The organism is Mangrovibacter phragmitis (assembly GCF_040429585.1).
Taxonomy (GTDB): Bacteria; Pseudomonadota; Gammaproteobacteria; order Enterobacterales; family Enterobacteriaceae; genus Mangrovibacter; species Mangrovibacter phragmitis.
Map to the genome: position 1 here is coordinate 4662693 of NZ_CP134782.1, position 25531 is coordinate 4688223.

Annotated in this window: 21 protein-coding genes; 10 read left to right on the forward strand and 11 right to left on the reverse strand. The window is 49.1% G+C overall.

Annotation, left to right across the window (positions count from 1 at the left end; translation table 11 throughout):
- Positions 1-199: 199 nt before the first annotated feature.
- From lpdA to pdhR, 4 genes are all read right to left on the reverse strand, one after another.
- Complete coding sequence (lpdA, locus tag MPHASIOC01_RS22535; protein ID WP_353613325.1) at positions 200-1627, reverse strand: dihydrolipoyl dehydrogenase; 1428 nt, start codon at positions 1625-1627, stop codon at positions 200-202.
- 199 nt (positions 1628-1826) lie between these two features.
- Positions 1827-3707, reverse strand: a complete 1881-nt coding sequence (gene aceF / locus MPHASIOC01_RS22540) for a pyruvate dehydrogenase complex dihydrolipoyllysine-residue acetyltransferase (RefSeq protein ID WP_064598854.1) — start codon at positions 3705-3707, stop codon at positions 1827-1829.
- A gap of 14 nt (positions 3708-3721) precedes the next feature.
- Entirely contained in the window at positions 3722-6385 is a 2664-nt protein-coding gene (aceE, locus tag MPHASIOC01_RS22545; RefSeq protein WP_353613326.1) for a pyruvate dehydrogenase (acetyl-transferring), homodimeric type, read from the reverse strand.
- 160 nt (positions 6386-6545) lie between these two features.
- Complete coding sequence (pdhR, locus tag MPHASIOC01_RS22550; protein WP_064598850.1) at positions 6546-7310, reverse strand: pyruvate dehydrogenase complex transcriptional repressor PdhR; 765 nt, start codon at positions 7308-7310, stop codon at positions 6546-6548.
- Positions 7311-7852: 542 nt separating this feature from the next.
- On the opposite strand from pdhR, the gene aroP reads away from it, so the two are divergent.
- The 3 genes from aroP to MPHASIOC01_RS22565 all read left to right on the forward strand — a co-directional run bounded on the left by aroP (position 7853) and on the right by MPHASIOC01_RS22565 (position 11818).
- Positions 7853-9223, forward strand: coding sequence for an aromatic amino acid transporter AroP (gene aroP, locus MPHASIOC01_RS22555; protein ID WP_064598848.1), 1371 nt, complete (start codon positions 7853-7855; stop codon positions 9221-9223).
- A gap of 168 nt (positions 9224-9391) precedes the next feature.
- Positions 9392-10840: an MFS transporter gene (locus MPHASIOC01_RS22560; RefSeq protein WP_353613327.1), complete on the forward strand. Its 1449-nt coding sequence runs from the start codon at positions 9392-9394 to the stop codon at positions 10838-10840.
- A 30-nt stretch (positions 10841-10870) separates the two neighbouring features.
- Positions 10871-11818 (forward strand): family 43 glycosylhydrolase, encoded by a 948-nt coding sequence (locus MPHASIOC01_RS22565; RefSeq protein WP_064598844.1) that lies wholly within the window; start codon positions 10871-10873, stop codon positions 11816-11818.
- Between the two features lie 18 nt (positions 11819-11836).
- Here the strand turns inward: MPHASIOC01_RS22565 and ampE are convergent, their stop codons facing one another.
- Positions 11837-12691, reverse strand: coding sequence for a beta-lactamase regulator AmpE (gene ampE / locus MPHASIOC01_RS22570; protein ID WP_064598842.1), 855 nt, complete (start codon positions 12689-12691; stop codon positions 11837-11839).
- Complete coding sequence (gene ampD, locus MPHASIOC01_RS22575) at positions 12688-13248, reverse strand: 1,6-anhydro-N-acetylmuramyl-L-alanine amidase AmpD (protein ID WP_064598840.1); 561 nt, start codon at positions 13246-13248, stop codon at positions 12688-12690. Before ampD ends, ampE begins: the two co-directional genes overlap by 4 nt.
- A gap of 81 nt (positions 13249-13329) precedes the next feature.
- Between ampD and nadC the strand changes: the two genes are divergently transcribed.
- From nadC to hofC, 4 genes are all read left to right on the forward strand, one after another.
- Complete coding sequence (gene nadC / locus MPHASIOC01_RS22580) at positions 13330-14220, forward strand: carboxylating nicotinate-nucleotide diphosphorylase (RefSeq protein WP_064598838.1); 891 nt, start codon at positions 13330-13332, stop codon at positions 14218-14220.
- 200 nt (positions 14221-14420) lie between these two features.
- Positions 14421-14858: a prepilin peptidase-dependent pilin gene (gene ppdD / locus MPHASIOC01_RS22585; protein WP_064598836.1), complete on the forward strand. Its 438-nt coding sequence runs from the start codon at positions 14421-14423 to the stop codon at positions 14856-14858.
- A 16-nt stretch (positions 14859-14874) separates the two neighbouring features.
- Positions 14875-16260 (forward strand): type II secretion system protein GspE, encoded by a 1386-nt coding sequence (gspE, locus tag MPHASIOC01_RS22590; protein WP_353613328.1) that lies wholly within the window; start codon positions 14875-14877, stop codon positions 16258-16260.
- Complete coding sequence (gene hofC / locus MPHASIOC01_RS22595) at positions 16250-17455, forward strand: protein transport protein HofC (RefSeq protein ID WP_353613329.1); 1206 nt, start codon at positions 16250-16252, stop codon at positions 17453-17455. The genes gspE and hofC overlap by 11 nt, the downstream gene beginning before the upstream one ends.
- 71 nt (positions 17456-17526) lie before the next feature.
- Here hofC and MPHASIOC01_RS22600 read toward each other — a convergent pair whose 3' ends face one another.
- Entirely contained in the window at positions 17527-18570 is a 1044-nt protein-coding gene (locus MPHASIOC01_RS22600; protein WP_064598829.1) for a GMP reductase, read from the reverse strand.
- 388 nt (positions 18571-18958) lie between these two features.
- On the opposite strand from MPHASIOC01_RS22600, the gene coaE reads away from it, so the two are divergent.
- From coaE to yacG, 3 genes are read left to right on the forward strand one after another with little or no spacing between them, the layout of a single operon-like run.
- Positions 18959-19573 carry a dephospho-CoA kinase gene (gene coaE / locus MPHASIOC01_RS22605; protein WP_064598827.1) on the forward strand — a complete coding sequence of 205 codons (615 nt, stop codon included), beginning with the start codon at positions 18959-18961 and terminating at the stop codon, positions 19571-19573.
- 6 nt (positions 19574-19579) lie between these two features.
- Complete coding sequence (gene zapD / locus MPHASIOC01_RS22610; protein ID WP_064598825.1) at positions 19580-20323, forward strand: cell division protein ZapD; 744 nt, start codon at positions 19580-19582, stop codon at positions 20321-20323.
- A 9-nt stretch (positions 20324-20332) separates the two neighbouring features.
- The gene (gene yacG, locus MPHASIOC01_RS22615; RefSeq protein ID WP_064598823.1) at positions 20333-20527 is read left to right on the forward strand and encodes a DNA gyrase inhibitor YacG; all 195 of its coding nucleotides are present in this window, start codon (positions 20333-20335) and stop codon (positions 20525-20527) included.
- Here yacG and mutT read toward each other — a convergent pair.
- From mutT to lpxC, 4 genes are all read right to left on the reverse strand, one after another.
- The gene (mutT, locus tag MPHASIOC01_RS22620; protein WP_064598822.1) at positions 20524-20916 is read right to left on the reverse strand and encodes an 8-oxo-dGTP diphosphatase MutT; all 393 of its coding nucleotides are present in this window, start codon (positions 20914-20916) and stop codon (positions 20524-20526) included. The genes yacG and mutT overlap by 4 nt on opposite strands.
- Positions 20917-21032: 116 nt before the next feature.
- The gene (secA, locus tag MPHASIOC01_RS22625) at positions 21033-23738 is read right to left on the reverse strand and encodes a preprotein translocase subunit SecA (RefSeq protein WP_353613330.1); all 2706 of its coding nucleotides are present in this window, start codon (positions 23736-23738) and stop codon (positions 21033-21035) included.
- 60 nt (positions 23739-23798) lie between these two features.
- Positions 23799-24308: a secA translation cis-regulator SecM gene (secM, locus tag MPHASIOC01_RS22630; RefSeq protein ID WP_064598818.1), complete on the reverse strand. Its 510-nt coding sequence runs from the start codon at positions 24306-24308 to the stop codon at positions 23799-23801.
- Positions 24309-24583: 275 nt separating this feature from the next.
- Positions 24584-25501, reverse strand: coding sequence for a UDP-3-O-acyl-N-acetylglucosamine deacetylase (gene lpxC / locus MPHASIOC01_RS22635; protein WP_036106166.1), 918 nt, complete (start codon positions 25499-25501; stop codon positions 24584-24586).
- Positions 25502-25531 lie beyond the last annotated feature (30 nt).

Consider the following 25531-nt stretch of genomic DNA (forward strand, 5'->3'; position numbering starts at 1 on the left):
GAATGTAGGGTAAAGAGCCCAGTCCCGCACTGGGAGCATATCAGGATTTCAGTAGGCTGTTAATCTGTTTACAAAAAAGCAACATTAAATATTTGCTGAATCGTTAAGCACGGTATATTGCTGTCTTGTTTACGATTTTTGGCGCAAAAAAAACGGCCCATGAGGGCCGCTTTATCTTTACTTCAGGTCTTCACTCGACTTATTTACTTTTCTTCGCTTTTGGGTTCGGCAAGTCGGTGATGCTGCCTTCGAATACTTCAGCCGCAAGGCCAACAGATTCGTGCAGTGTTGGGTGAGCATGAATGGTCAGTGCGATATCTTCAGCATCACAACCCATTTCGATAGCCAGGCCAATTTCACCCAGCAACTCACCGCCGTTAGTACCTACAATGGCACCACCGATAACACGATGTGTTTCTTTATCGAAAATCAGTTTGGTCATACCGTCAGCACAATCAGAAGCGATTGCACGACCAGATGCGGCCCATGGGAAGGTCGCAGTTTCATAGCTGACACCCTTCTCTTTCGCTTCTTTTTCTGTCATCCCGACCCATGCCACTTCAGGTTCAGTGTAAGCAATAGATGGAATCACTTTCGGGTCAAAGTAGTGTTTCATACCGGCGATAACTTCAGCCGCCACATGGCCTTCATGCACGCCTTTGTGAGCCAGCATTGGTTGGCCAACGATGTCACCGATAGCGTAGATGTGCGGCACATTGGTGCGCATTTGTTTATCAACATGGATGAAGCCACGTTCATCAACTTCAACACCCGCCATACCGGCATCAATCAGCTTACCATTTGGTACACGGCCAATTGCGACCAGAACTGCGTCATAACGCTGTGCTTCAGCAGGCGCTTTTTTACCTTCCATAGAAACGTAGATGCCGTCTTCTTTGGCTTCAACTGCAGTCACTTTTGTTTCCAGCATCAGGTTGAATTTCTTGCTGATACGTTTGGTGAAGACTTTAACCACGTCTTTGTCTGCGGCAGGAATAACCTGATCGAACATTTCGACCACGTCAATCTGTGAACCCAGCGCATGGTAAACCGTACCCATTTCCAGACCGATGATACCACCGCCCATCAACAGCATACGTTTCGGTACAGATTTCAGTTCCAGCGCATCAGTGGAATCCCAAATACGCGGGTCTTCATGAGGAATGAACGGCAACTGAACCGGACGAGAACCAGCAGCGATAATCGCGTTATCGAAATTGATAACGGTTTTGCCATTCTCACCGTCAACTTCCAGCGTGTTTGCGCCAGCAAATTTACCCAGGCCAGTCACCACTTTTACTTTACGGCCTTTTGCCATACCCGCCAGGCCACCCGTTAACTGGGTGATCACTTTTTCTTTCCAGGTACGGATTTTATCGATATCAGTCTGCGGCTCGCCGAAAACAATACCGTGTTCAGCCAGTGCTTTTGCTTCTTCGATAACTTTAGCAACGTGCAGAAGAGCTTTTGAAGGGATACAACCGACGTTAAGGCAAACACCACCCAGGGTGCTGTAGCGCTCAACCAGAACGGTTTCCAGACCTAAATCAGCGCAACGAAAGGCCGCAGAGTAACCTGCCGGGCCCGCCCCAAGTACCACGACCTGAGTTTTAATTTCAGTACTCATCATGACCTCTTAATTTATTTCCGGCGGTCCCTGGTCTTTACGCCCATCATCCACCGGGACGTTCTATCCGTCCGCATTCTACAAAATTGTTAACAATTTTGAAACAACAAACGGGTAACGAATCAATTTGGCTCGCACAGCCCCACAACAGGTATGAGGTTACCAGAAAAAAGCCGACCGTCAGGCCGGCTTTCTCTAATTACATCACCAGGCGGCGAATATCGCTCAGCATGTTGTTGATGATGGTGATGAAACGCGCACCATCAGCCCCGTCAATCACACGGTGGTCGAAGGACAGAGAGATTGGCATCATCAGACGCGGCACGAACTCTTTACCATTCCACACCGGCTCCATCGCGGACTTGGACACACCAAGGATAGCCACTTCCGGCGCATTAACGATAGGCGCGAAGTGGGTGGTACCCAGGCCACCGATACTGGAGATAGTGAAGCAGCCACCCTGCATTTCGCCGGCAGTCAGTTTACCATCACGCGCTTTCTTAGAGATGGTAGTCAGTTCACGGGACAACTCAGTAATGCTCTTCTTGTTCACATCTTTGAAGACCGGAACAACCAGACCATTTGGCGTATCAACAGCTACACCAATATTGATGTATTTTTTCAGAGTCAGGCGCTGTGCATCTTCAGACAGAGAACTGTTGAAACGCGGCATTTGCTCAAGCGCTGCAGCAACGGCTTTCATGATGAAGACCACTGGAGTGAATTTCACGTCCAGTTTACGCTTCTCTGCTTCGGCATTCTGCTGTTTACGGAATGCTTCCAGATCGGTGATATCTGTTTTGTCGAAGTGCGTAACATGCGGGATCATTACCCAGTTACGGCTCAGGTTAGCACCAGAAATTTTCTGGATACGGCCCAGTTCCACTTCTTCAACTTCACCAAACTTGCTGAAGTCCACTTTCGGCCATGGCAGCATGCCTGGCAGACCACCACCCGTGGCAGCAGCCGGCGCAGCTTCTGCACGTTTTACGGCATCTTTCACGTAAGCCTGAACGTCTTCGCGCAGGATACGGCCTTTGCGACCAGACCCTTTCACTTTCGCCAGATTCACGCCGAATTCGCGCGCCAGGCGGCGAATCAGCGGAGTCGCGTGGACGTAAGCGTCGTTTTCAGCAAACTCAGATTTGCCTTCCGCTTTTGCAGCAGGTGCTGCAGGTTTAGCCGCCTGAGCCGGTGCAGTTGCCGGTGCCGGAGTGGCTGCGGCAGCTGGAGCGGCGGCAGGTGCAGCGCCTTCCACTTCGAAGACCATGATCAGTGAACCGGTAGACACTTTGTCGCCAGTGCTGATTTTGATCTCTTTAACAGTACCGGCAAACGGCGCAGGTACTTCCATAGAAGCCTTGTCGCCTTCCACGGTGATCAGCGACTGCTCAGCGGCAACTTTATCGCCCACTTTCACCATCACTTCGGTTACTTCAACTTCGTCACCGCCGATGTCCGGTACGTTAACGTCTTTCGCGCCGCCAGCAGCAGCCGGAGCCGGAGCAGCAGCCTGAGCAGGCGCGGAAGCAGGTGCAGCACCCGCCACTTCGAAGACCATGATCAGGGAGCCAGTAGACACTTTGTCACCGGTGTTAACTTTGATCTCTTTAACGGTACCGGCAAAGGGTGCAGGCACTTCCATTGAAGCTTTGTCACCTTCAACAGTAATCAGAGATTGCTCAGCTTCAACGGTATCACCCACTTTAACCAGCAGTTCAGTGACTTCTACTTCGTCACTGCCGATATCAGGTACGTGTACTTCTTTAGCGGCAGCGGCAGCAGGCGCGGCGGCCGGAGCGGCAGCTTTCTTCTCTTCCTGCACAGGTGCAGCAGCAGCTGCACCGTCGGCGGAATCGAAAATCATGATCAGTTTGCCAGTCTCGGTTTTGTCGCCAACAGAGACTTTGATCTCTTTAACGATGCCAGCCTGAGGAGACGGAACTTCCATAGAGGCTTTGTCGCCTTCCACGGTGATCAGCGACTGTTCAGCTTCAACTTTGTCGCCCACTTTGACCAGAATCTCGGTGATTTCAACTTCATCAGCCCCGATGTCCGGTACATTAATTTCGATAGCCATTATTCTTTTACCTCTTACGCCAGACGTGGGTTAACTTTTTCTGCGTCGATGTTGAATTTAGTAATTGCATCAGCAACCACTTTCTTATCGATTTCGCCACGTTTAGCCAGTTCGCCAAGTGCCGCTACAACCACATAGGAAGCATCAACTTCAAAGTGGTGGCGCAGGTTTTCACGGCTGTCAGAGCGACCAAAGCCGTCAGTACCCAGTACACGGTAGTCATCTGCCGGTACATAAGTACGAACCTGTTCAGCAAACAGTTTCATATAGTCAGTAGATGCAACTGCTGGTGCATCGTTCATTACCTGAGCAATGTACGGTACGCGCGGGGTTTCCATCGGGTGCAGCATGTTCCAGCGTTCACAATCCTGGCCATCACGAGCCAGTTCAGTGAAGGAGGTTACGCTGTACACATCAGAGCCCACACCGTAGTCGTTAGCCAGAATTTGAGCAGCTTCACGAACATGACGCAGGATAGAACCAGAGCCCAGCAACTGAACTTTGCCTTTGCTACCCGCTACGGTTTCGAGTTTATAGATACCCTTACGGATACCTTCCTCGGCACCTGCCGGCATAGCTGGCATGTGGTAGTTTTCGTTCAGCGTAGTGATGTAGTAGTAAACGTTCTCTTGTTTCTCACCGTACATGCGTTCCAGGCCATCATGCATGATAACCGCAACTTCATATGCGTAAGACGGGTCGTAAGAGATACAGTTAGGGATAGTCAGAGACTGAATATGGCTGTGGCCATCTTCGTGCTGCAAACCTTCACCGTTAAGGGTGGTACGGCCTGAAGTCCCGCCAATCAGGAAGCCACGAGCCTGCTGATCGCCTGCTGCCCAGCACAGGTCGCCAATACGCTGGAACCCGAACATGGAATAGTAGATGTAGAACGGAATCATCGGCAGATTGTTGGTGCTGTAAGAAGTTGCAGCAGCCAGCCAGGATGCGCCGGCACCCAGTTCGTTGATCCCTTCCTGCAGAATCTGGCCTTTTTCGTCTTCTTTGTAGTATGCAACCTGCTCACGGTCCTGCGGGGTGTACTGCTGGCCGTTCGGGCTGTAAATACCAATCTGACGGAACAAACCTTCCATACCAAAGGTACGCGCTTCATCGGCGATAATCGGCACCAGGCGATCTTTGATAGATTTGTTTTTCAGCATCACGTTCAGTGCACGCACAAACGCGATAGTGGTGGAGATTTCTTTGTTCTGCTCTTCCAGCAGCGGGCCAAAATCTTCCAGCGTCGGCAGTTCCAGTTTTTCAGTGAACTTAGGCTGGCGAGTCGGCAGGTAGCCGTTCAGTTTTTCACGCTGCGCATGCAAGTATTTCGCTTCTTCGGAATCCGGAGCGAAAGTCACATACGGCAGTTTTTCGATGTCTTCATCAGCAACAGGCACATTGAAACGGTCACGCACATAGCGGACGCCGTCCATGTTCATTTTCTTAACCTGATGCGCGATGTTTTTACCTTCAGCAGCGTCACCCATACCATAACCTTTAATGGTGTGAGCAAGGATAACGGTCGGCTGGCCTTTGGTTTCCTGCGCTTTTTTCAGTGCAGCATAGACTTTCTTCGGATCGTGACCACCACGGTTCAGCGCCCAAATCTGCTCATCAGTCCAGTCAGCAACCAGAGCTGCCGTTTCCGGATATTTACCGAAGAAGTGTTCGCGAACGTAAGCACCATCTTTAGATTTAAAGGTCTGGTAGTCACCATCAACGGTTTCATTCATCAGTTGGATCAGCTTACCGCTGGTGTCTTTACGCAGCAGTTCATCCCAACGACCACCCCAAATCACTTTAATTACATTCCAGCCAGCACCACCGAAGATGCCTTCCAGTTCGTTAATGATTTTACCGTTACCGGTTACCGGGCCGTCCAAACGCTGCAGGTTACAGTTGATGACGAAAACCAGGTTATCCAGTTTTTCACGGGTCGCGATAGTGATGGCACCTTTAGATTCCGGTTCATCCATCTCACCGTCACCCAGGAACGCATACACAGTTTGTGCGGAGGTATCTTTCAGACCACGGTGTTCCAGATATTTCAGGAACTTAGCCTGATAAATCGCACCGATTGGGCCCAGCCCCATGGAAACAGTCGGGAACTGCCAGAATTCTGGCATCAGTTTCGGGTGTGGGTAAGAAGACAGACCATTACCATGAACTTCCTGACGGAAATTGTTCATCTGGTCTTCAGTCAGTCGACCTTCAAGGAAAGCACGGGCGTAAACGCCTGGGGAAATGTGGCCCTGGAAGTACACCAGATCACCGCCATCTTTTTCATTGCGCGCACGGAAGAAGTGGTTAAAGCACACTTCATAAAACGTGGCAGAAGACTGGTAAGATGCCATGTGACCGCCCAGCTCCAGGTCTTTTTTAGACGCATGCAGCACAGTCATGATGGCGTTCCAGCGAATAGCAGAACGAATACGACGTTCCAGGTCCAGATTACCCGGGTATTCAGGTTCATCTTCAACGGCAATGGTATTGACGTAACTACCAGCACCAGCGCCAGCGGCAACTTTAACACCACCTTTACGGGCTTCGCTCAGTAACTGATCAACCAGGAACTGCGCGCGTTCAACACCTTCTTCACGGATGACCGATTCGATCGCCTGTAGCCAGTCGCGAGTTTCGATCGGATCCACGTCATTTTGCAAACGTTCTGACATGGGGTATTCCTTATCTTTTAATCGTTGATTGTCTGGAACCTGTCCCATTGCATTCTCAGCCTGAGGTAAAAACACAATAAGACAGGTTCTGCGTTTAGTTGCCGCGCTCTATAATTGGGCGCTTTTGCGTTTTATTCCGGCAAAAAAACCTGAAAAAACGCTAGTCCTTTCGTTGCTGTAAGCGGCGCAATGAACGTTCTCTTCGACTTTGCTCACGGCTGCGATCCAGCAATATTTCCTCAATAAACGCCAGATGCCGGTGCGATGCTTCACGGGCCTGTTCCGGCTTACGTGCCATGATCGCTTCGAAAATACTGGCGCGATGACTACTTACGAGGGGATGCATATCTCTTCGTGAGTAGAGCAATTCAAAATTTTGTCGAACATTCTGGGCAAGCATAGGCTCCATACAGCGAAGCAAGTGGAGCAGCACCACATTATGTGCCGCTTCTGTGACCGCTATCTGATACTGAAGCACGGCTTCCGATTCAGCATCCAGATCACCTGCCTGCCTGGCACTTTCAATACTTTCGTGGCATTCGCGAATACGCGCGAGGTCTTCGTCTGTACCTCGCAGCGCAGCATAATAGGCTGCAATACCTTCCAGTGCATGGCGTGTTTCGAGAAGATCAAACTGAGATTCGGGATGGTCTGACAGCAAAGCAGCAAGAGGGTCACTGAAGCTTTTCCAGAGATTATTCTGGATAAAAGTGCCACCACCCTGACGACGTAATAACAGCCCTTTTGCTTCAAGACGCTGGATAGCTTCGCGTAATGAAGGGCGTGAAACATCAAATTGACGCGCCAGTTCACGCTCCGGCGGCAATTTTTCCCCCGGGCGCAATGTCCCTTCAAGGATGAGGTACTCCAGTTGCTGCTCGATTACATCAGATAGCTTGGGTTGGCGGATTTTGCTGTAGGCCATTCGTTATTTTCTCTGCCTTTCGCCCGGAGTCAATTGGTAAGACCAATTTCATATTCGTGACGCTAAAGTAACAAAGTATTCACCTTATGTCCATATTGGTTTTGACTGAAATCATTAAACACCACACATTTTAACAACATTACAGAAATAGCGTTTCATAAATGTAACTTTGCACAAATCATAACGTTACCTGCCTCGATGCACATTTAACCAATTTGAAACTAATTATTTTTCAAATTGAACCGATTCAACATAGGATTTAATGAATAAAAATACATATTATTTGAATAATAAATCATATTAAAAAATTGAAGTGGAAAAATAGAATCCGCGAGGATGGTGAGATTTTGCTCAATCCGGGAAGAGGAATGCAGAAACCAGGTGCAACTCGCAGCTCTTAACACTATTCTTTTCGCTTCGGTAGTAGACGAATAAAAAAACGCGCTTTGTTACCGTAAAAAAAACACTACAGCATATGGAATGTATCAATTACATACGGTGCTATTTACACCAACAATATCACCACACACGAGGTTTGTAAGATGGAAGGTCAACAACAAGGTGACTCGCTAAAGCGCGGCCTTAAAAACCGCCATATACAGCTAATCGCGCTGGGCGGCGCTATCGGCACCGGTCTGTTTCTGGGTAGTGCATCGGTTATACAGTCTGCCGGCCCGGGGATAATTTTGGGCTATGCTATTGCTGGCTTCATCGCTTTTCTGATCATGCGTCAGTTAGGTGAAATGGTCGTTGAAGAGCCCGTTGCAGGCTCATTCAGCCACTTTGCCTACAAATACTGGGGCAGCTTCGCAGGCTTTGCTTCTGGCTGGAACTACTGGGTGCTGTACGTACTGGTTGCCATGGCTGAACTGACAGCTGTCGGTAAGTATATTCAGTTCTGGTATCCGGAGATCCCCACATGGGTTTCTGCCGCAGCCTTCTTTGTCATTATCAATGCCATTAACCTGACCAACGTAAAAGTGTTCGGCGAAATGGAGTTCTGGTTTGCCATCATCAAAGTATTCGCTGTTGTGGCAATGATAGTTTTTGGCGGCTGGTTGTTGTTCAGTGGTAAAGGTGGGCCTCAGGCCACAATACATAACCTGTGGGATCAAGGTGGTTTCCTGCCCCATGGCATGACCGGTCTGGTCATGATGATGGCTATTATTATGTTCTCCTTTGGTGGGCTGGAATTAGTCGGTATTACCGCAGCAGAAGCGGATAACCCGGAACAGAGCATCCCGAAAGCAACCAACCAGGTTATCTGGCGTATCCTGATTTTCTATATTGGCTCACTGGCAGTTCTGCTCTCTCTGTTGCCGTGGACGCGCGTTACAGCGAATACCAGCCCGTTTGTACTCATCTTCCATGAGCTGGGTGATACTTTCGTAGCCAATGCCTTGAATGTCGTGGTGCTGACCGCTGCTCTGTCTGTATATAACAGCTGTGTATACTGTAACAGCCGCATGTTGTTCGGGCTGGCCCAGCAAGGTAACGCGCCGAAAGCACTCCTTACTGTGGATAAACGTGGTGTACCAGTAAACACCATCATCGTTTCGGCAGTGGTAACGGCACTCTGTGTACTGATTAACTACCTGGCGCCGGAATCGGCTTTCGGTATGCTGATGGCTCTGGTGGTTTCTGCTCTGGTTATCAACTGGGCAATGATTAGCCTGGCGCACATGAAATTCCGCCGGACCAAGCAACAGCAAGGCGTGACTACGCGCTTTCCAGCGCTGCTCTACCCATTGGGCAACTGGGTTTGCCTGCTGTTCATGGCTGCAGTGCTGGTTATCATGTTAATCACTCCTGGTATGGCAATTTCTGTTTACCTGATTCCTGTCTGGATTGCGGTCCTCGGTGTGGGTTATATGTGTAAGCAGAAAAGCCGCGACGCTGTGAAAACCCACTGATTTGTCCTTCCCTCTGCGCCCGTATTTTGCGGGTGCAGAATATTGTTACCCCCTTCACACTTACTACCCGATGACATGATTGTCCATTTCTGCGGTTGATTCTTGCTGCGAAAAATTTCACTTTAGCACCAATAATTCTGTCCATATCTTCTGAATGGAGTGAGGCAGATGCAAAGTAATAAATTAACAGTAAAGGAAAAGATAGGCTACGGGATGGGAGATGCCGGTTGTAATATCATCGGCGGTGCCATCATGCTGTTTTTAAACTTTTTTTACACCGATATATTCGGTCTTGCTCCCGCACTGGTGGGGACTCTACTTCTCTCTGTGCGTGTAGTTGACGCGGTAACCGACCCCATTATGGGAGCCATTGCTGACCGGACAAAAAGCCGTTGGGGTCGTTTTCGTCCATGGCTACTCTGGATTTCACTGCCTTACGTACTCTTCAGCGTACTGATGTTCACCACGCCGGAGTGGAGCTATAACAGCAAGGTTATCTATGCGTTTATCACCTATTTTCTGATGTCGCTGACTTATACTGCTATCAATATCCCCTATTGCTCACTGGGCGGTGTTATCACTAATGATCCTCATGAGCGGGTTTCCTGCCAGTCTTACCGCTTTGTTATGGTAGGAATAGCCACGTTAATTCTGTCCCTGTCACTGCTCCCTCTGGCTGAATGGTATGGTGGTGCAGATAAAGCGAAAGGCTACCAGATGGCGATGGGCACCCTGGCTATCATCGCGCTATTGATGTTCCTGTATTGCTTCTCAACCGTGCGCGAGCGTATTCGTCCTGCCGTCCCCACAAACGACGACCTGAAATCTGACTTGCGTGATGTGTGGAAGAACGACCAGTGGGTGCGTATTTTGCTGCTGACATTGTGCAATGTCTGCCCCGGTTTTATTCGCATGGCAGCCACCATGTATTACGTCACCTGGGTTATGCAACAAAGTACCGGTTTTGCCACGATGTTTATCAGCCTTGGTGTTATCGGCATGATGTTTGGCAGTACACTCGCCAAGGTATTGACTGATAAATGGTGTAAGTTGAAAGTCTTCTTCTGGACCAATATTGTGCTGGCGATCTTCTCCAGCGGGTTCTATTTCCTCGATCCCCATGCCACTGTGCTTATCATCGTCATGTACTTCCTGCTTAATATCCTGCACCAGATTCCATCTCCGCTTCACTGGTCACTGATGGCAGACGTCGACGATTACGGCGAATGGAAAACAGGTAAACGTATTACTGGAATTAGCTTCTCTGGCAATCTGTTTTTCCTGAAGTTAGGCCTGGCAATAGCCGGTTCTATGTGTGGTTTCTTGCTATCCTGGTATGGCTATGACGCATCCCTGAAGCAGCAGCCCGCCAGTGCCATAAATGGCATTATGTTACTGTTCACAGTCATTCCAGGTATGGGTTATTTAATCACAGCCGGAGTTGTCCGCCTGCTAAAAGTTGACCGTGAAACCATGAAGCAAATTCAGATTGACCTGGAAAAACGCCGTAAGAACTACCAGGAACTGGTTGACTACCAGGAAGGTACACAAGAAAACGAAACCGCTGTATCCCCCATTGGCAAAGCCGCCAGCAAGCACCTTGAAAAACCTGTTTGAGAGCCAAACGAAACGATAAGGAAAGACGTTATGTTGCAATGGCCTAATCCACTAATTGAACAACGTGCAGACCCTTTTATTTTGCATGAAGGTTCAGAGTACTATTTTATTGCCTCCGTTCCTGAGTATGACAGGCTGGAGATTCGCCGGGCTTCGTCAATTACAGAACTGGCCCAGGCTGAGAGCGTGGTTGTCTGGCGCAAACCCGATACTGGCCCGATGAGTGAGCTGATCTGGGCTCCGGAACTCCACCGTATAGCTGGCAAGTGGTATATCTATTATGCCGCCGCACATACCAAAGCATTGCGCGATAACATGTTCCAGCACCGTATGTATGTGCTCGAATGTGCTGATGACTGCCCACTAACCGGTACCTGGGTTGAAAAGGGGCAGTTAATCACACAGTTCGATACCTTCTGCCTTGACGCCACAACCTTTTCACATCAGGGTAAGCAGTGGTACCTGTGGGCACAAAAAGCCCCCGATATTCCAGGTAACTCCAATTTGTATTTAAGTGAAATGGCAAATCCGTGGACCCTTAAGGGGGAAGCAGTCATGCTGAGTAAGCCTGAATTTGACTGGGAGTGCCGGGGGTTTCTGGTGAATGAAGGGCCTGCGGTTATTTTTCACGGAGAGCGTATTTTCATTACTTACTCCGCCAGCGCCACTGATGAAAATTACTGTATGGGCTTATTATGGGCCAATAAAGACGCCAACCTTCTTGACCCGAAAAGCTGGCATAAATCCCCTCACCCGGTATTTACCACCTGTGAAACCAACCGCCAGTTTGGCCCCGGCCATAACAGCTTCACCACTACACCGGACGGCCAGGATGTGCTGGTTTACCACGCACGCAACTACACTGAAATAGAGGGCGACCCGCTTTATGACCCTGGCCGCCACACCCGGGTGAAATTGATTGAGTGGAGTCCCGATGGCATGCCAGACTTTGGCATCCCCCCCGCAGACCACCCGTAACGGCAAAAAACGGCGTACTTAAACCAGTGCGCCGTAAATTGTTAATAAAGCTACCACCACAACAACCACCAACGCGGTCTTCTTCGCCATGGATACGGCAGCTTTCGGAGTTCTGACTTTATCTGAATGTGGCTCACGCGCCAGAGAAAATTGAGCCAGTTGCGTCAGCACCTGGTACTGTGATGTACCACGGTCACCCAACGTTGCAAACCAGGCTGGCAGCGCTTTTTCACCATGCCCCAGTAATGCATAAGCCAGCCCAACCAACCTGACCGGCACCCAATCCAGAACGTGCAAAATGGCATCAATACCCGCATGTAACCGCTGATGAGGTGTATGGTGACGAGCAAGCCATGTTTGCCACGCCCTGAGGACTGCATACCCGACTAAAGTAACCGGCCCAAAGCTTCCCCCTACAACAAACCAGAATAGTGGTGCCAGGTAGTAGCGATAATTAATCCATAGCAGGGCATTTTGTAACTCACGTAAAAACTCACGGTCATCACAACCTGGCGGAACACCATGGATCATGGTTAACTCAGCCACCATCTCATCGCAGGCACGGGAATCTCCACGGCTGGCAGCTTTAAGATAGGAATGATAGTGCAGTCGTACCTTTCCGGCTCCAATGCACAAAACGCCAACCAGGATCCAAAACACCAATAGCGGGACATTGAACAAAATCCCTTTTAACAAATACAGACACGCTGCAATAAATACCATCGCGGCAACAGACAGCATCAGCGTGTAACCCATAGAAAAATAGCGCGTTCGGCGGAAGATAACTTCCAGGCGGCTTTCCAATTGCCAGTGTTCCCCAAACTTAAATAAACGTTCTGAAATTAACACTAACAATAAGGTAAATAGTGTCATACCCTCTCCTTACCAGAAACTGAAACCAGTGCACGAAAGCGCGGCCAGTCAAAAACGCCGCCGGGGTCAGTTTTTCTGGAAGGTGCTATATCACAATGCCCTGCCATATTTTTGGCAATAGCCGGCCAGACCACCATCAAAACGCGTGTTATCTCAGCCAGGCGCTGATATTGAGCATCGGTGTATGGCAGGACATCGGTGCCTTCCAGTTCAATCCCGATAGAAAAATCATTACATTTTTCCCGCCCCTGCCAGGAAGAAACACCAGCATGCCAGGCACGCTTATTAAAGGGGACATACTGAACCACTTCACCATCACGGCGAATCAGGCAATGCGCCGACACACGCAAGTGGGCAATCCCTTCAAAATAAGGGTGGGCCCTGGCATCCAGCGTACCGGCAAACAAAGCATCAATCCACGGGCCACCAAATTCACCGGGTGGTAAACTGATATTATGTACAACCAGCAATGAAGGCGATTCACCTTCCGGGCGCTCATCACAATGCGGTGAAGGTGCATGCCTTGCGTCGCTTAACCAGCCATCCTGAAGCTTCATTATGGTTCTCCTTGCTGTGGTACTAAAGGTCGCTTCAGAGTAGCATGTTTCCAATTTATATCAGCCATTTCGGAGTTAATAATGCCACCACGCCGTTATAACCCAGACCACCGACGTGAAGCACTGTTGGAGCGGATTAATACCGATATTCCCGGTACGGTTTCCGTTGCATTAAAAGAAGACCTTGGCGGTGACATTGATGCCAATAACGATATTACCGCGCAATTACTTCCACCGGAAAGTACATCCCATGCTGTTGTTATCACCCGAGAAGACGGTATTTTTTGTGGCAAACGTTGGGTTGAAGAAGTGTTCATCCAGCTTGGCGGCCGCGTACAGGTTAAATGGCATGTCAATGATGGCGATGAAATTACGGCAAACCAACCATTATTCGAGCTGACAGGCACTTCACGTATACTACTGACGGGTGAACGTACCGCACTGAATTTTGTACAGACGCTTTCAGGTGTCGCCAGTGAGGTACACCGTTATGTAACACAACTGGCCGGTACGCATACCCAGTTACTGGATACCCGCAAAACCGTCCCTGGACTGCGCACAGCACTGAAATATGCTGTACTGTGCGGTGGTGGTAGCAACCACAGGCTGGGGCTGTCCGATGCCTTCCTGATCAAGGAAAACCATATTATTGCCGCAGGCTCTGTTCGCCAGGCAATCGAAAAAGCCAGTTGGATCCACCCAGATGTTCCCATTGAAGTCGAAGTTGAAAACCTTGAAGAGTTGCAGGATGCCTTACGGGCAGGTGCAGATATAATCATGCTGGATAACTTTGATACCGATATGATGCGTAAAGCGGTGGGGATAACCCAGGGCAATGCCCAGTTGGAAGTGTCTGGCAACGTGACTCTGGAGACACTGAGAGCCTGTGCTGAAACCGGTGTGGATTTTATTTCAGTAGGAGCCCTGACTAAACACATTCGCGCACTGGATCTGTCTATGCGCTTTCGCTAAACGCTTAGATAACGCTTTCTCCGTTATTCCGTTACGGGCAGCTACTCTGCCCGTATTCTCGGGCATCCTCGCATTTATTTCGCACTCGTTTCAGTATACATATTCACTACGGAACAGAAATTCCAGAATCAAAAACAGCCTGTCGAAGCATATTTCGTAACCTGCCATAGTCGTGCTCCGTTATACCAAAGGAGACAACCATGCACAGGCAACGTGGCTTCACCCTGATTGAATTAATGGTAGTAGTTGGCATCATCGCCATTCTGAGTGCCACCGCTATTCCCGCATATCAAAACTACTTACGTAAAGCGGCATTAACCGACGTCTTACAAAATGTATTACCTTACCGCAGCGCAGTCGAACTTTGTGCTATTGAGCGCGGTGGCATTACATCCTGCCATGCCGATAGCCACGGAATTCCAGCTTCACGGACCTCAAGGTATATCTCCAGCCTTTCCGTTACTGCAGGGAGTATTCAGCTTAGCGGGCAGGACAGCCTCAACGGGCTCTCATTAACACTGCTACCTCAATGGGATGACAACCAGGGTATCACCGGCTGGCGCAAAACCTGTTCAGCGTCTGGTAATACAAGCCTTGAGCAGGCATGTAATGACATTTTCCGCTTTGCTGACGAGTAAGCAGGAGGAAGAAAACATGAGCAATGAAAAACTTTTTGCCTTGTGTGCCCGCCATCACGCCCTGCTTCTGCGGCATGACCCGGAGATTGTCATTGCAGTTGCAAACAACGCCCCTGATGAATTGCTTAGCTCACTGCGCTTTCTTTCCCACAAAAAGGTCGTTGTTGAGCACTGGTCACCCGCACAAATAGAACGGCACCGGGCACAACTCCAGGCAACACAGCCTAACGTACCCACACCAGGATCAGCAAGTAACACCGTTGTCCATCTCGAACAGATATTGCAACAGGCGTTAAACCAGCGGGCCTCAGATATCCATTTTGAGCCAGATACGCCACTGTTCCGTGTGCGTTTTCGCATTGATGGCGTATTACACATTCAGCACCAGGGGAATGCTGATGCTTACCCGGCTCTTGTGGCCCGGTTGAAAGTACTCGGCGATATGGATATTGCAGAAAAACGGCTTCCCCAGGACGGGCAATTTACACTTCCGGATCTTCCCGGGAATATTTCATTTCGCCTGGCGACTCTGCCATGCCGGGCTGGAGAAAAAATCGTCTTACGGGTTTTACATAAGCAGGATGAGCAACTCTCACTTGATGCACTTGGCCTTGCTCCACGGCAACTGGATGAATTTAAAAATGCACTCAATGCGCCACAAGGGTTGATTCTGGTAACAGGCCCTACCGGAAGCGGGAAAACAGTATCCCTGTATAGCGCTCTGAATGCCCTTAATCAGCCGGATATTAATATCAGCAGCGTTGAAGACCCAATAGAAATTCCGCTTAGTGGGTTGAACCAGGCACAGGTGAACCCGAAAGCGGGTTTAACATTCCAGCGAGTATTACGGGCGCTATTACGCCAGGATCCGGACGTCATTATGGTAGGAGAGATCCGTGACAATGAAACAGCCGAAATTGCCATTAAGGCCGCGCAAACAGGGCATTTGGTGTTATCCACACTACATACCAATTCCACAACCGATACACTCATTCGTCTTGAACAAATGGACATTGCCCGCTGGATGATTGCCTCAGCACTCAAACTGGTTATTGCCCAACGTCTGGTCAGAAAGTTGTGTCCACATTGCCGGAAACAACAGCCGAAACCACTGGTTCTGCCACGAACTGTGAGCCGGTTACCTTTACCTGACTGGGAACCTGTTGGTTGCGAGCGGTGCTACAGCGGGTTCTATGGGCGGGTAGCGCTGTTTGAAGTGCTGGCTATCACACCGGAAATTCATGATGCTTTGTTACGTGGAGATACAGCCACACAAATTGCTGAACTCGCCAGGCAACAAGGTTGCATAGCACTTTTCGAACATGGCTGCCAGGCTGTCAGCCGCGGGGAAACCACAGTGAATGAACTGTACCGGGTGTTGGGATTACCTCATGACAACTAAATTATCGCTTTGGCGCTGGTCCGCACTTGATATAAAAGGTAACCCGCAATCCGGCATCAGTTTTGCTGTGGGAAAAATTGATATCATGACCTGGCTTTGTAGCCGGGCGTTATTCCCGGTGCGTATTCAACGGGAACGGGCATATGAAAGTCAGCACCGCCATATGGACCACCGAATCCACTTTTTGCAACAGTTATCGGCATTGCTCAAAGCGGGTGTCAGCCTGCCTGATGCACTGGTGTTACTCGGTCAGCAACATGCTTCTCCGCTTTGGCAGGCTGTCTTGCAACAAATCACACTGCGGCTCAACGAAGGAGAAACTTTTTCGTCCATTGTACAAAGCTGGCCAGCGCTTTTTCCTCCTCTGTTTGTTGCCCTGAGCCGCACAGGTGAGATGACCGGGAAACTTGATTTATGCTTTGCACATCTGTCGGAGCAACAAGAACAACAGCGCGCCCTGCAACGCACTGTATCGAAAGCACTACGCTACCCGCTACTGACACTGAGTATGGCATTGGCCGTTACACTGGGCATGTTACTGTTTGTCCTGCCAACTTTCGCGGATATCTACCAGACATTTAATACCCCCCTACCAGCGGTGACACGTATTTTGATGTCTGTTTCCGCATGGCTTACCCGGCATATATACATACTGGCTTTTACCGTGACCACTGTGATCATTCTGGTGGTTGGACCTGGCCGGAATTTAAGGCGCAAATTTACCCAATATCTGTTACAACGTGCCCCTGTAATGAATCGCCTGTATGGAGCACTGATGCGTAGCCAAATTTTTATGATACTCGCCCTGACGCAACAATCAGGTGTAAATATTCTACAAGGGTTACAGCTTGTTAAAGAAACACTCCCTGCTGCCAGCCACTGGCAACAGGTTATGGCGCAGCTCTCGACGGATGTCACTCAGGGTATAACTCTGGGTGAAGCCATGCGCCAGCATGATTGTTTTACACCTCTCTGCTACCAGCTGGTTACAACCGGGGAACAATCCGGTGCACTGGATACCATGCTGGAGAAGCTTGCTGACTGGCACAGGGAAAATACGCAACTACAGGCCAGCCAGTTAACTCAACTAATGGAGCCTTTGTTAATGGTAATTACCGGGCTGATAACCGGTTTGCTTGTGCTGGCGATGTATTTGCCTATTTTTGGGCTGGGGGAAGCTATGGGAGCGGGTTGATTATCGTTGTTTAATAGAGGGAAGAGAAACAGGGTAAGTCCAACTTACCCTGTAAATAGGATGGGAAACTATTACAGGCTGTTGAACACCCGGTTTTCCTGCTCCTGCACACGAATGAATGTTGTGCGTTTAGTCAATTCTTTCAGGCGGGAAGCCCCGACATAGGTACAGGCTGAACGTAACCCCCCCAGAATATCCCGCGCGGTGTTTTCAACCGGCCCACGCAAAGGAAGCTTCACGGTTTTGCCTTCTGCAGCACGGTATTCTGCCACACCACCGACATGGCGGTTCATAGCAGAAGCAGAACTCATGCCATAGAACAGCATAAATTTCTCACCATTTTCTTCAACTACAGTGCCACCACTCTCTTCATGGCCTGCCAGCATACCGCCAAGCATGACAAAATCAGCGCCGCCGCCAAAAGCTTTGGCCACGTCACCAGGTACTGTACAACCACCATCGCTCACGATTTGCCCACCAAGGCCATGAGCGGCATCAGCACACTCAATGACTGCGGACAACTGTGGGTAACCGACCCCGGTTTTTACACGAGTGGTACAGACAGAACCAGGTCCAATGCCGACTTTCACAATATCCGCACCTGACAGGATCAGCTCTTCACACATTTCACCCGTTACCACATTCCCGGCACAAATAACTTTATCAGGCCATGCTTCACGCGCTTTTGCCACAAACTGAACGAAGTGTTCTGAGTAGCCATTGGCGACATCGATACAGACAAAAACCAGAGACGGGCTCAGTGCCAGAATCTGTTTAGTCTTTTCAAAATCAGCGGCCGATGTCCCTGTAGACACCATAACATGGCGCAGCACAGTAACCGGAGCTTGCTCAACAAACTGGCGCCAGTCTTCAACAGAATAATGTTTATGGACTGCTGTCAAAATATCAAACGCAGCCAGAGCACCCGCCATACTGAAGGTACCCACGGTATCCATATTTGCAGCAATAACAGGAACGCCAGCCCAGTTCACACCAGAATGTTTAAAAGTATACTGGCGTTCAAGTTCTACATCAGAGCGGCTTTTCAGTGTGGAACGTTTTGGGCGGATAAGTACGTCTTTAAAACCTAACTTGATATCTTCTTCAATACGCATTTGCGGTTTTCCTGGTCGTGGCGATGTAATAAAGGGTAAGAGGCGATACAACTGCCAGCTCCAGTGACGTTATCTTACGCACTAATAAAGGCAGCGCAAGACTGCGAAAAGCGACTTTTTTACGCTACAATCCTATAAATTTAGCGTCAGAATGGCGTTAAAGATAACCTATATAAAAAACTTATTTTCGGCTATGTATTGCTCACTTTTTTCGAAAGTATGATTAAATCAGCCACTGGGGACGGTGTGCTGTTGGCGGATATTTTCAGGTACCGTTACCATGTTGTGCAAAAATGGCGGTAATTTTGAGCTCTGACATGGTTTCGCAAGGGAAAAGGCATTTTTCTTTTGTTATAAGCACACTCATTACATCGGGGTTTCGTTGGTTATGGTCTTCACTGTTGCGCTTACCGGAGGGATTGGCAGTGGCAAAAGTACTGTTGCTGCGCTGTTTGCCAACCATGGTGTATCGCTTGTTGATGCAGACATTATCGCCAGAGAAGTTGTGGCGCCGGACCAACCGGCCCTGCAAAAAATTGCTGAGCATTTTGGCGAACAGATAATCAGCCCCGAAGGCTCACTCAACCGCACAGCACTGCGTGAACGTATTTTTACTGATACCAAAGAAAAGCAGTGGCTTAATGCCTTATTACATCCATTAATTCACCAACGGACACAGCAAGCTATTGCTCAGGCATCATCGCCTTATGTCTTGTGGGTCGTACCTTTGCTGGTTGAAAACCAACTTCAGCGACAAGCTGACCGCGTATTGGTTGTTGATGTCAGTACTGAAACACAGATTAAGAGAACCATGGTGCGAGATAATGTCAGCCGAGAACTTGCGCAACACATTATCTCAGCACAGGTAAGCCGGGAGGCGCGTCTTGCTGTCGCGGATGACATTATTAATAATGATGGTTTACCACAAACATTAACTCGCGATGTGGCCCGCCTGCACCAACTATACATGGCGCTGGCTATGCAGTCCGTCAGACAGGAATGAGGAAGAATGAGCTCGCAAATACTTTTTGAACATCCCCTGAGCGAGAAAATGCGCACATGGCTGCGTATAGAGTTTTTGCTACAACAACTTTCTTCTCAGCTCCCTTTAAATGATTACCCTTCCGCACTCTATTTTTTAAGAAATATTAGTGACCTGCTGGATATTTTTGAACGCGGTGATATTCGAACAGAGTTACTTAAAGAACTGGAACGCCAGCAGCGTAAACTTCAGGCATGGGTGGAAGTACCTGGGGTTGACATGCAACGCATCACATCACTAAAAGAACAGCTAAGGAATACAGGTTCCAGCCTGATGGCAGGCTCACGCCTGGGGCAAGTATTGCGCGAAGATAAGCTGATAAGTCTGGTCCGCCAGCGTTTAAGTATTCCCGGTGGCTGCTGTAGTTTTGACCTGCCAACGTTGCATGTCTGGCTAAATGCCAGCGAAAGCGCACGCAACAATCTGGTAAATCACTGGTTAGCCAGCCTTGAATCGCTGCGCGAAACGCTTGCCTTGATCCTTGATCTGATTCGCCACTCCTCACCTTTTCGTAAACAAACCAGCCTCAATGGGTTTTATCAGGACAATGGCGATGATGCCGATTTGTTACGTCTCGAGATGAATCTTGAGGATGCTATCTATCCGCAAGTGTCCGGTCATAAAAGCCGTTTTGCCATTCGTTTCCTGCCTCTGGATAGTGAACATGGGGTAATACCGGAGCGGATTGATTTCAATTTGGCTTGTTGCTAAGGAAGTATGATGTCTGAAACAACAGAAGTGAACTGCCCAACTTGTGGCAAAACCGTTATCTGGAATGAGCAAAGCCCATGGCGGCCATTTTGTTCAAAACGCTGCCAGTTGATTGATTTAGGTGAGTGGGCCGCAGAAGAGAAACGCATCCCCAGCCAAAACACCTTATCTGACAGCGATGAGTGGAGTGAAAAGCAGGACTAAGCAGTTTGCTGCAGTTTTGCGATAACAGGCGCATTAGCTGGCGGAAATTGTTCCGGCTCCAGCGCCTGTTGAGCCACCCAACGAGAAGGTTGGCCTTCTTTTCCCCAGGGTTCACCATCCCACTGCTCGACAAGGAAAAACCAAAGGCTGACATGCCGGTCAGGGAACTGGTGTTCCTGTTTTTCAAATAATGAGAAGCCTGTGGGTGTAATTCCAACTTCCTCCATTAACTCCCGTTCCAGTGCCTGTTCCGGGGTTTCTCCTTGTTCAATTTTCCCACCGGGAAACTCCCACATATTCGCCATATGCGAGCCAGCACTTCGTTGCGCCAGAAAAATCTCTGCATTCTGATTACGAATGATCCCAACCGCTATCTCAAATCGTTTCATGGGGAAGCTCCTGAAAAAGAGGCGCAGTCTTCTGTGCCCCGGATATGACCAGGCCAGAGGTTTCCCCCTGGCCCGATTAATTACCGTTAAAATTTAACCAACAGCATGTACCTGTCTTAGCTCAGGCGACCATGGCATTGCTTATATTTTTTGCCTGAACCACAAGGACAAGGATCATTACGCCCTACTTTACGATCACCTGTTTGTTCAGCCAGAGACTGCGCGGCCTGGAGATCGTCACTTTGATGGCTCAGTTGCTGCATTTGCGCCAAACGTTCAGCTTCTTCACGGCGTTGCTGTTCCATGGCTTCAACTTCCTCAGGTAAACGCACCTGAACTTTGCTCAGCGTACTGATTACTTCGTACTTCAGTGACTCCAGCATAGCCGCGAACATAGAGAAAGATTCACGTTTATACTCTTGTTTAGGATCTTTTTGCGCATAGCCCCGCAAGTGAATCCCCTGACGCAGGTAATCCATGGCAGCAAGGTGCTCTTTCCACAGGCTGTCCAGCGTCTGCAGCATCACACCTTTTTCGAAATTGCGCATCATCTCGGTGCCAACAATTTCTTCTTTACGTTGATAGACTTCAACAGACTTCTGCAGGATACGTTCGCGCAACGTTTCTTCATGCAGTTCAGGTTCTTTATCCAGCCACTCAGAAATTGGCATTTCGAGATCGAAATCATTTTTCAGGCGCTCTTCCAAACCTGGAATATCCCACATCTCTTCCAGAGACTGAGGCGGAATATGAGCATCAATCGTAGTCTTAAACACATCTTCACGAATGCTGTTGATTGTTTCGCTGACATCACTGGCATCCAGCAATTCATTACGCTGAGTATAAATTGCACGGCGCTGATCGTTCGCTACATCATCATATTCCAGCAATTGCTTACGAATATCAAAGTTGCGGCTTTCCACTTTACGCTGCGCATTGGCGATGGCTTTAGTTACCCAGGGGTGCTCAATGGCTTCGCCCGGTTTCATCCCCAGCTTACGCATCATGTTAGAGACACGGTCTGATGCGAAAATACGCATCAGGGCATCTTCCATTGACAAATAGAAACGCGATGAACCAGGATCACCCTGACGGCCTGAACGGCCACGCAACTGGTTATCAATACGTCGCGATTCATGGCGTTCAGTACCAATAATATGCAGACCACCGGATGCCAATACGGCATCGTGGCGTTGCTGCCAGTTGCTTTTGATTTCAGCTATTTGCTCATCAGTTGGTGCTTCAAGCTCCGCCAATTCAGCCTGCCAGCTACCACCCAACATAATATCGGTACCACGCCCAGCCATGTTGGTGGCGATGGTAACAGACCCCGGATAACCGGCCTGAGCAACAATATCTGCTTCGCGTGCATGGAACTTCGCATTCAGTACATTGTGTTTTATGCCTGCTTTCGTCAGTTCTTGCGCAACCAGCTCAGATTTTTCAATGGAGATAGTACCAACCAGAACTGGCTGACCTTTCGCAGTACGTTCACGAATATCTTCGATGATCGCGGCAATTTTCTCTGCTTCGGTCATGTAGACCAGGTCAGCCATGTCTTTACGAACCATTGGCCGGTTGGTTGGCACGACGACAGTATCCAGTTTATAGATTGAGCTGAACTCGAAGGCTTCGGTATCTGCCGTGCCCGTCATACCCGCAAGTTTTTCGTACAAGCGGAAGTAGTTCTGGAAGGTAATGGAAGCCAGAGTCTGGTTTTCATTTTGAATATCAACACCTTCTTTTGCTTCCACAGCCTGGTGAAGACCATCAGACCAGCGGCGGCCCTGCATAGTACGGCCTGTATGTTCATCAACAATGATGACTTCACCGTCTTTCACAATGTAATCAACATCGCGGGTAAACAAAGCATGTGCACGTAGTGCCGCTGTTACGTGGTGCATCAGCATAATATTGCCCGGTGAATACAGCGATTCACCTTCTTCCATAATGCCTTCCTGGACCAGTAACTCTTCTATCAGTACCAGGCCACGTTCAGTCAGGTTAACCTGACGTGCTTTTTCATCTACAGAGAAGTGACCTTCCCCCTGGAACGTATCGGAATCTTCTTTTTCCTGGCGAACCAGATGAGGAATGATAGTGTTCACCCGGCGGTACATTTCCGAGCTGTCTTCTGCCGGACCAGAAATGATTAATGGCGTACGAGCTTCGTCGATAAGAATGGAGTCAACTTCATCCACCAGTGCATAATGCAGTTTACGTTGTACGCGCTCTTCCGGGCTGAATGCCATGTTGTCACGCAGGTAATCGAACCCGTACTCATTGTTGGTGCCGTAAGTAATATCCGCCGCATAAGCTTCACGCTTCGCCGGCGCGGGCATACCTGGCAGGTTAATACCCACACTCAGGCCCAGGAATTCAAACAATGGGCGGTTATTTTCAGCATCACGCTGGGCGAGATAATCGTTCACCGTTACCACATGAACACCTTTACCGCTCAGTGCATTCAGATAGGCCGGTAATGTCGCAGTCAGTGTTTTACCTTCACCAGTACGCATTTCCGCAATGCAGCGCTCATTGAGCACCATACCGCCAAGCAACTGAACATCGAAATGGCGCATACCAAACACGCGTTTACTGGCTTCACGAACTACAGCGAACGCTTCAGGCAGGATACTTTCCAGTGAGTCGCCTTTCTCGAGACGCGCACGGAACTCGCCTGTTTTGCCTTTGAGTTCATCATCTGACAATTTTTCAATTGCCGGCTCCATGGCATTAATTTGCGTAACAAGTTTACGCATACGACGCAACGTACGGTCGTTACGGCTTCCGAATACTTTAGTTAATAGTTTGACTAACATAATAAATTCCCAAACGCTTCGCTGAGCGATAAAACAAAATGATAAGAGTAGTGGTGTTTATCAGCAGCGAGCTTGCGGGCCTGCACGAATCCCCTGAGCAGTGCCCAGCCAGTTCGTAAAGGTAAAGGAGAGTGAGGGTGCCATTGCAGGCCAGGGCTCCTGGCGTACAACCGACGGTGGTTTACTTTCCTGAGTAAGCAGCGCACTAAGCGTATCAAGCAATGCAATGTGCTGTTTTTCCAGTGGCGATTCATTGGGCACCGAAGCGCCTGCCATCACCTGAGGTGCCATAACAAAAGTCAGATGACGGATAACAGTACGAATAGCATGCTGGTGCCAGTAATCGACACTAAATGTTGACTGGCGGCGGTTGCTCTCCTGCAATTGCGCTAACGAGAGTGCGGGATTAAAACGATTATAGTTCGCTGCGGTTTCTGCTGGAGTAGTGGCTCCGGCGTTACTGCTCGCTAAAACAGGTAGCCCAAAACTGGCCGCAACCATCCCTAACAGCAGATGGGGCCAGAAATATCGTCTACCTAATTGTCGCCAACGCGCAAATATACCGGACACTCTATTTCACCAAAGGAATTGAATCATTTTGGCTATACAAACTGACAAGCCACATTTTAGCGACCAAATAGTATCACCAAACGCGCCATTCATCAGCTTAATCCCTGCGATGAACCCCGAAAAAACGCGTAACAAATGAGCGAACAAACCAATTAAATGAAAAAACAGAAGCAGAAAAGAGGAAATAACTGTCGTGTTACAAAAATAAAAAACGACTGGGTCACCAGGCCGGAGAGAGTGCCTGATTAACCAGTCGTTTTAAATGTATCTTGCCCTTATGCCAGGACTGTCGACGGTGCCTTGAAAGCCAGTGGCAGTTCAGCTTCGTCTTCGAAGGTCACGTATTCCCACGCTTCTTGTTTAGCAAGCACAGCCTGCAACAGTTTGTTATTCAGCGCATGGCCAGATTTATACGCGGTAAACGCACCGATAATATTGTGACCACACATAAACAGGTCACCAATGGCATCCAGCATTTTGTGACGCACAAACTCGTCTTCAAAACGCAGACCATCTTCATTCAGCACACGGTAGTCATCCACGACGATAGCACAATCAAAACTACCACCAAGACACAAACCACGCGACTGAAGATATTCGATGTCACGCATAAAACCGAAAGTACGTGCCCGGCTGATTTGGCGCATAAACGCATCTGCCGAGAAGTTCATGCTGTAACGCTGAGTGCTGGCATCAATCGCCGGGTGATTAAAATCAATGGTGAAATCCAGAGTAAAACCATTATGCGGTCTGAACTCTGCCCATTTATCACCATCCTCAACCCGGACGACATCTTTAATGCGCACGAATTTCTTCGCGACATTCAGCTCGTCAACACCTGCGTCCATCAACAGATAAACGAAGGGAGCAGCACTGCCATCCATAATTGGAATTTCTGGCGCATCCACTTCAACAATAATGTTGTCGATGCCTAAACCAGCCAGAGCTGCGTTCAGGTGCTCCACGGTTGATATCCGCACGTCATGCTCATTCACCAGGCACGTACAGAGCATAGTATCACGCACAGATTTGGCATCAGCCGGGAAATCTACCGGTGGATTCAAGTCGGTACGACGATAGATGACCCCGGTGTTAGCCGGCGCAGGGCGTAACGTCAGCGTGACTTTTTTGCCGGTATGCAAACCGACACCCGTCGCCTGAACAATACGTTTTAATGTCCTTTGTTTGATCATCGCATTATCTCGCCTGTTACTGATCCGACC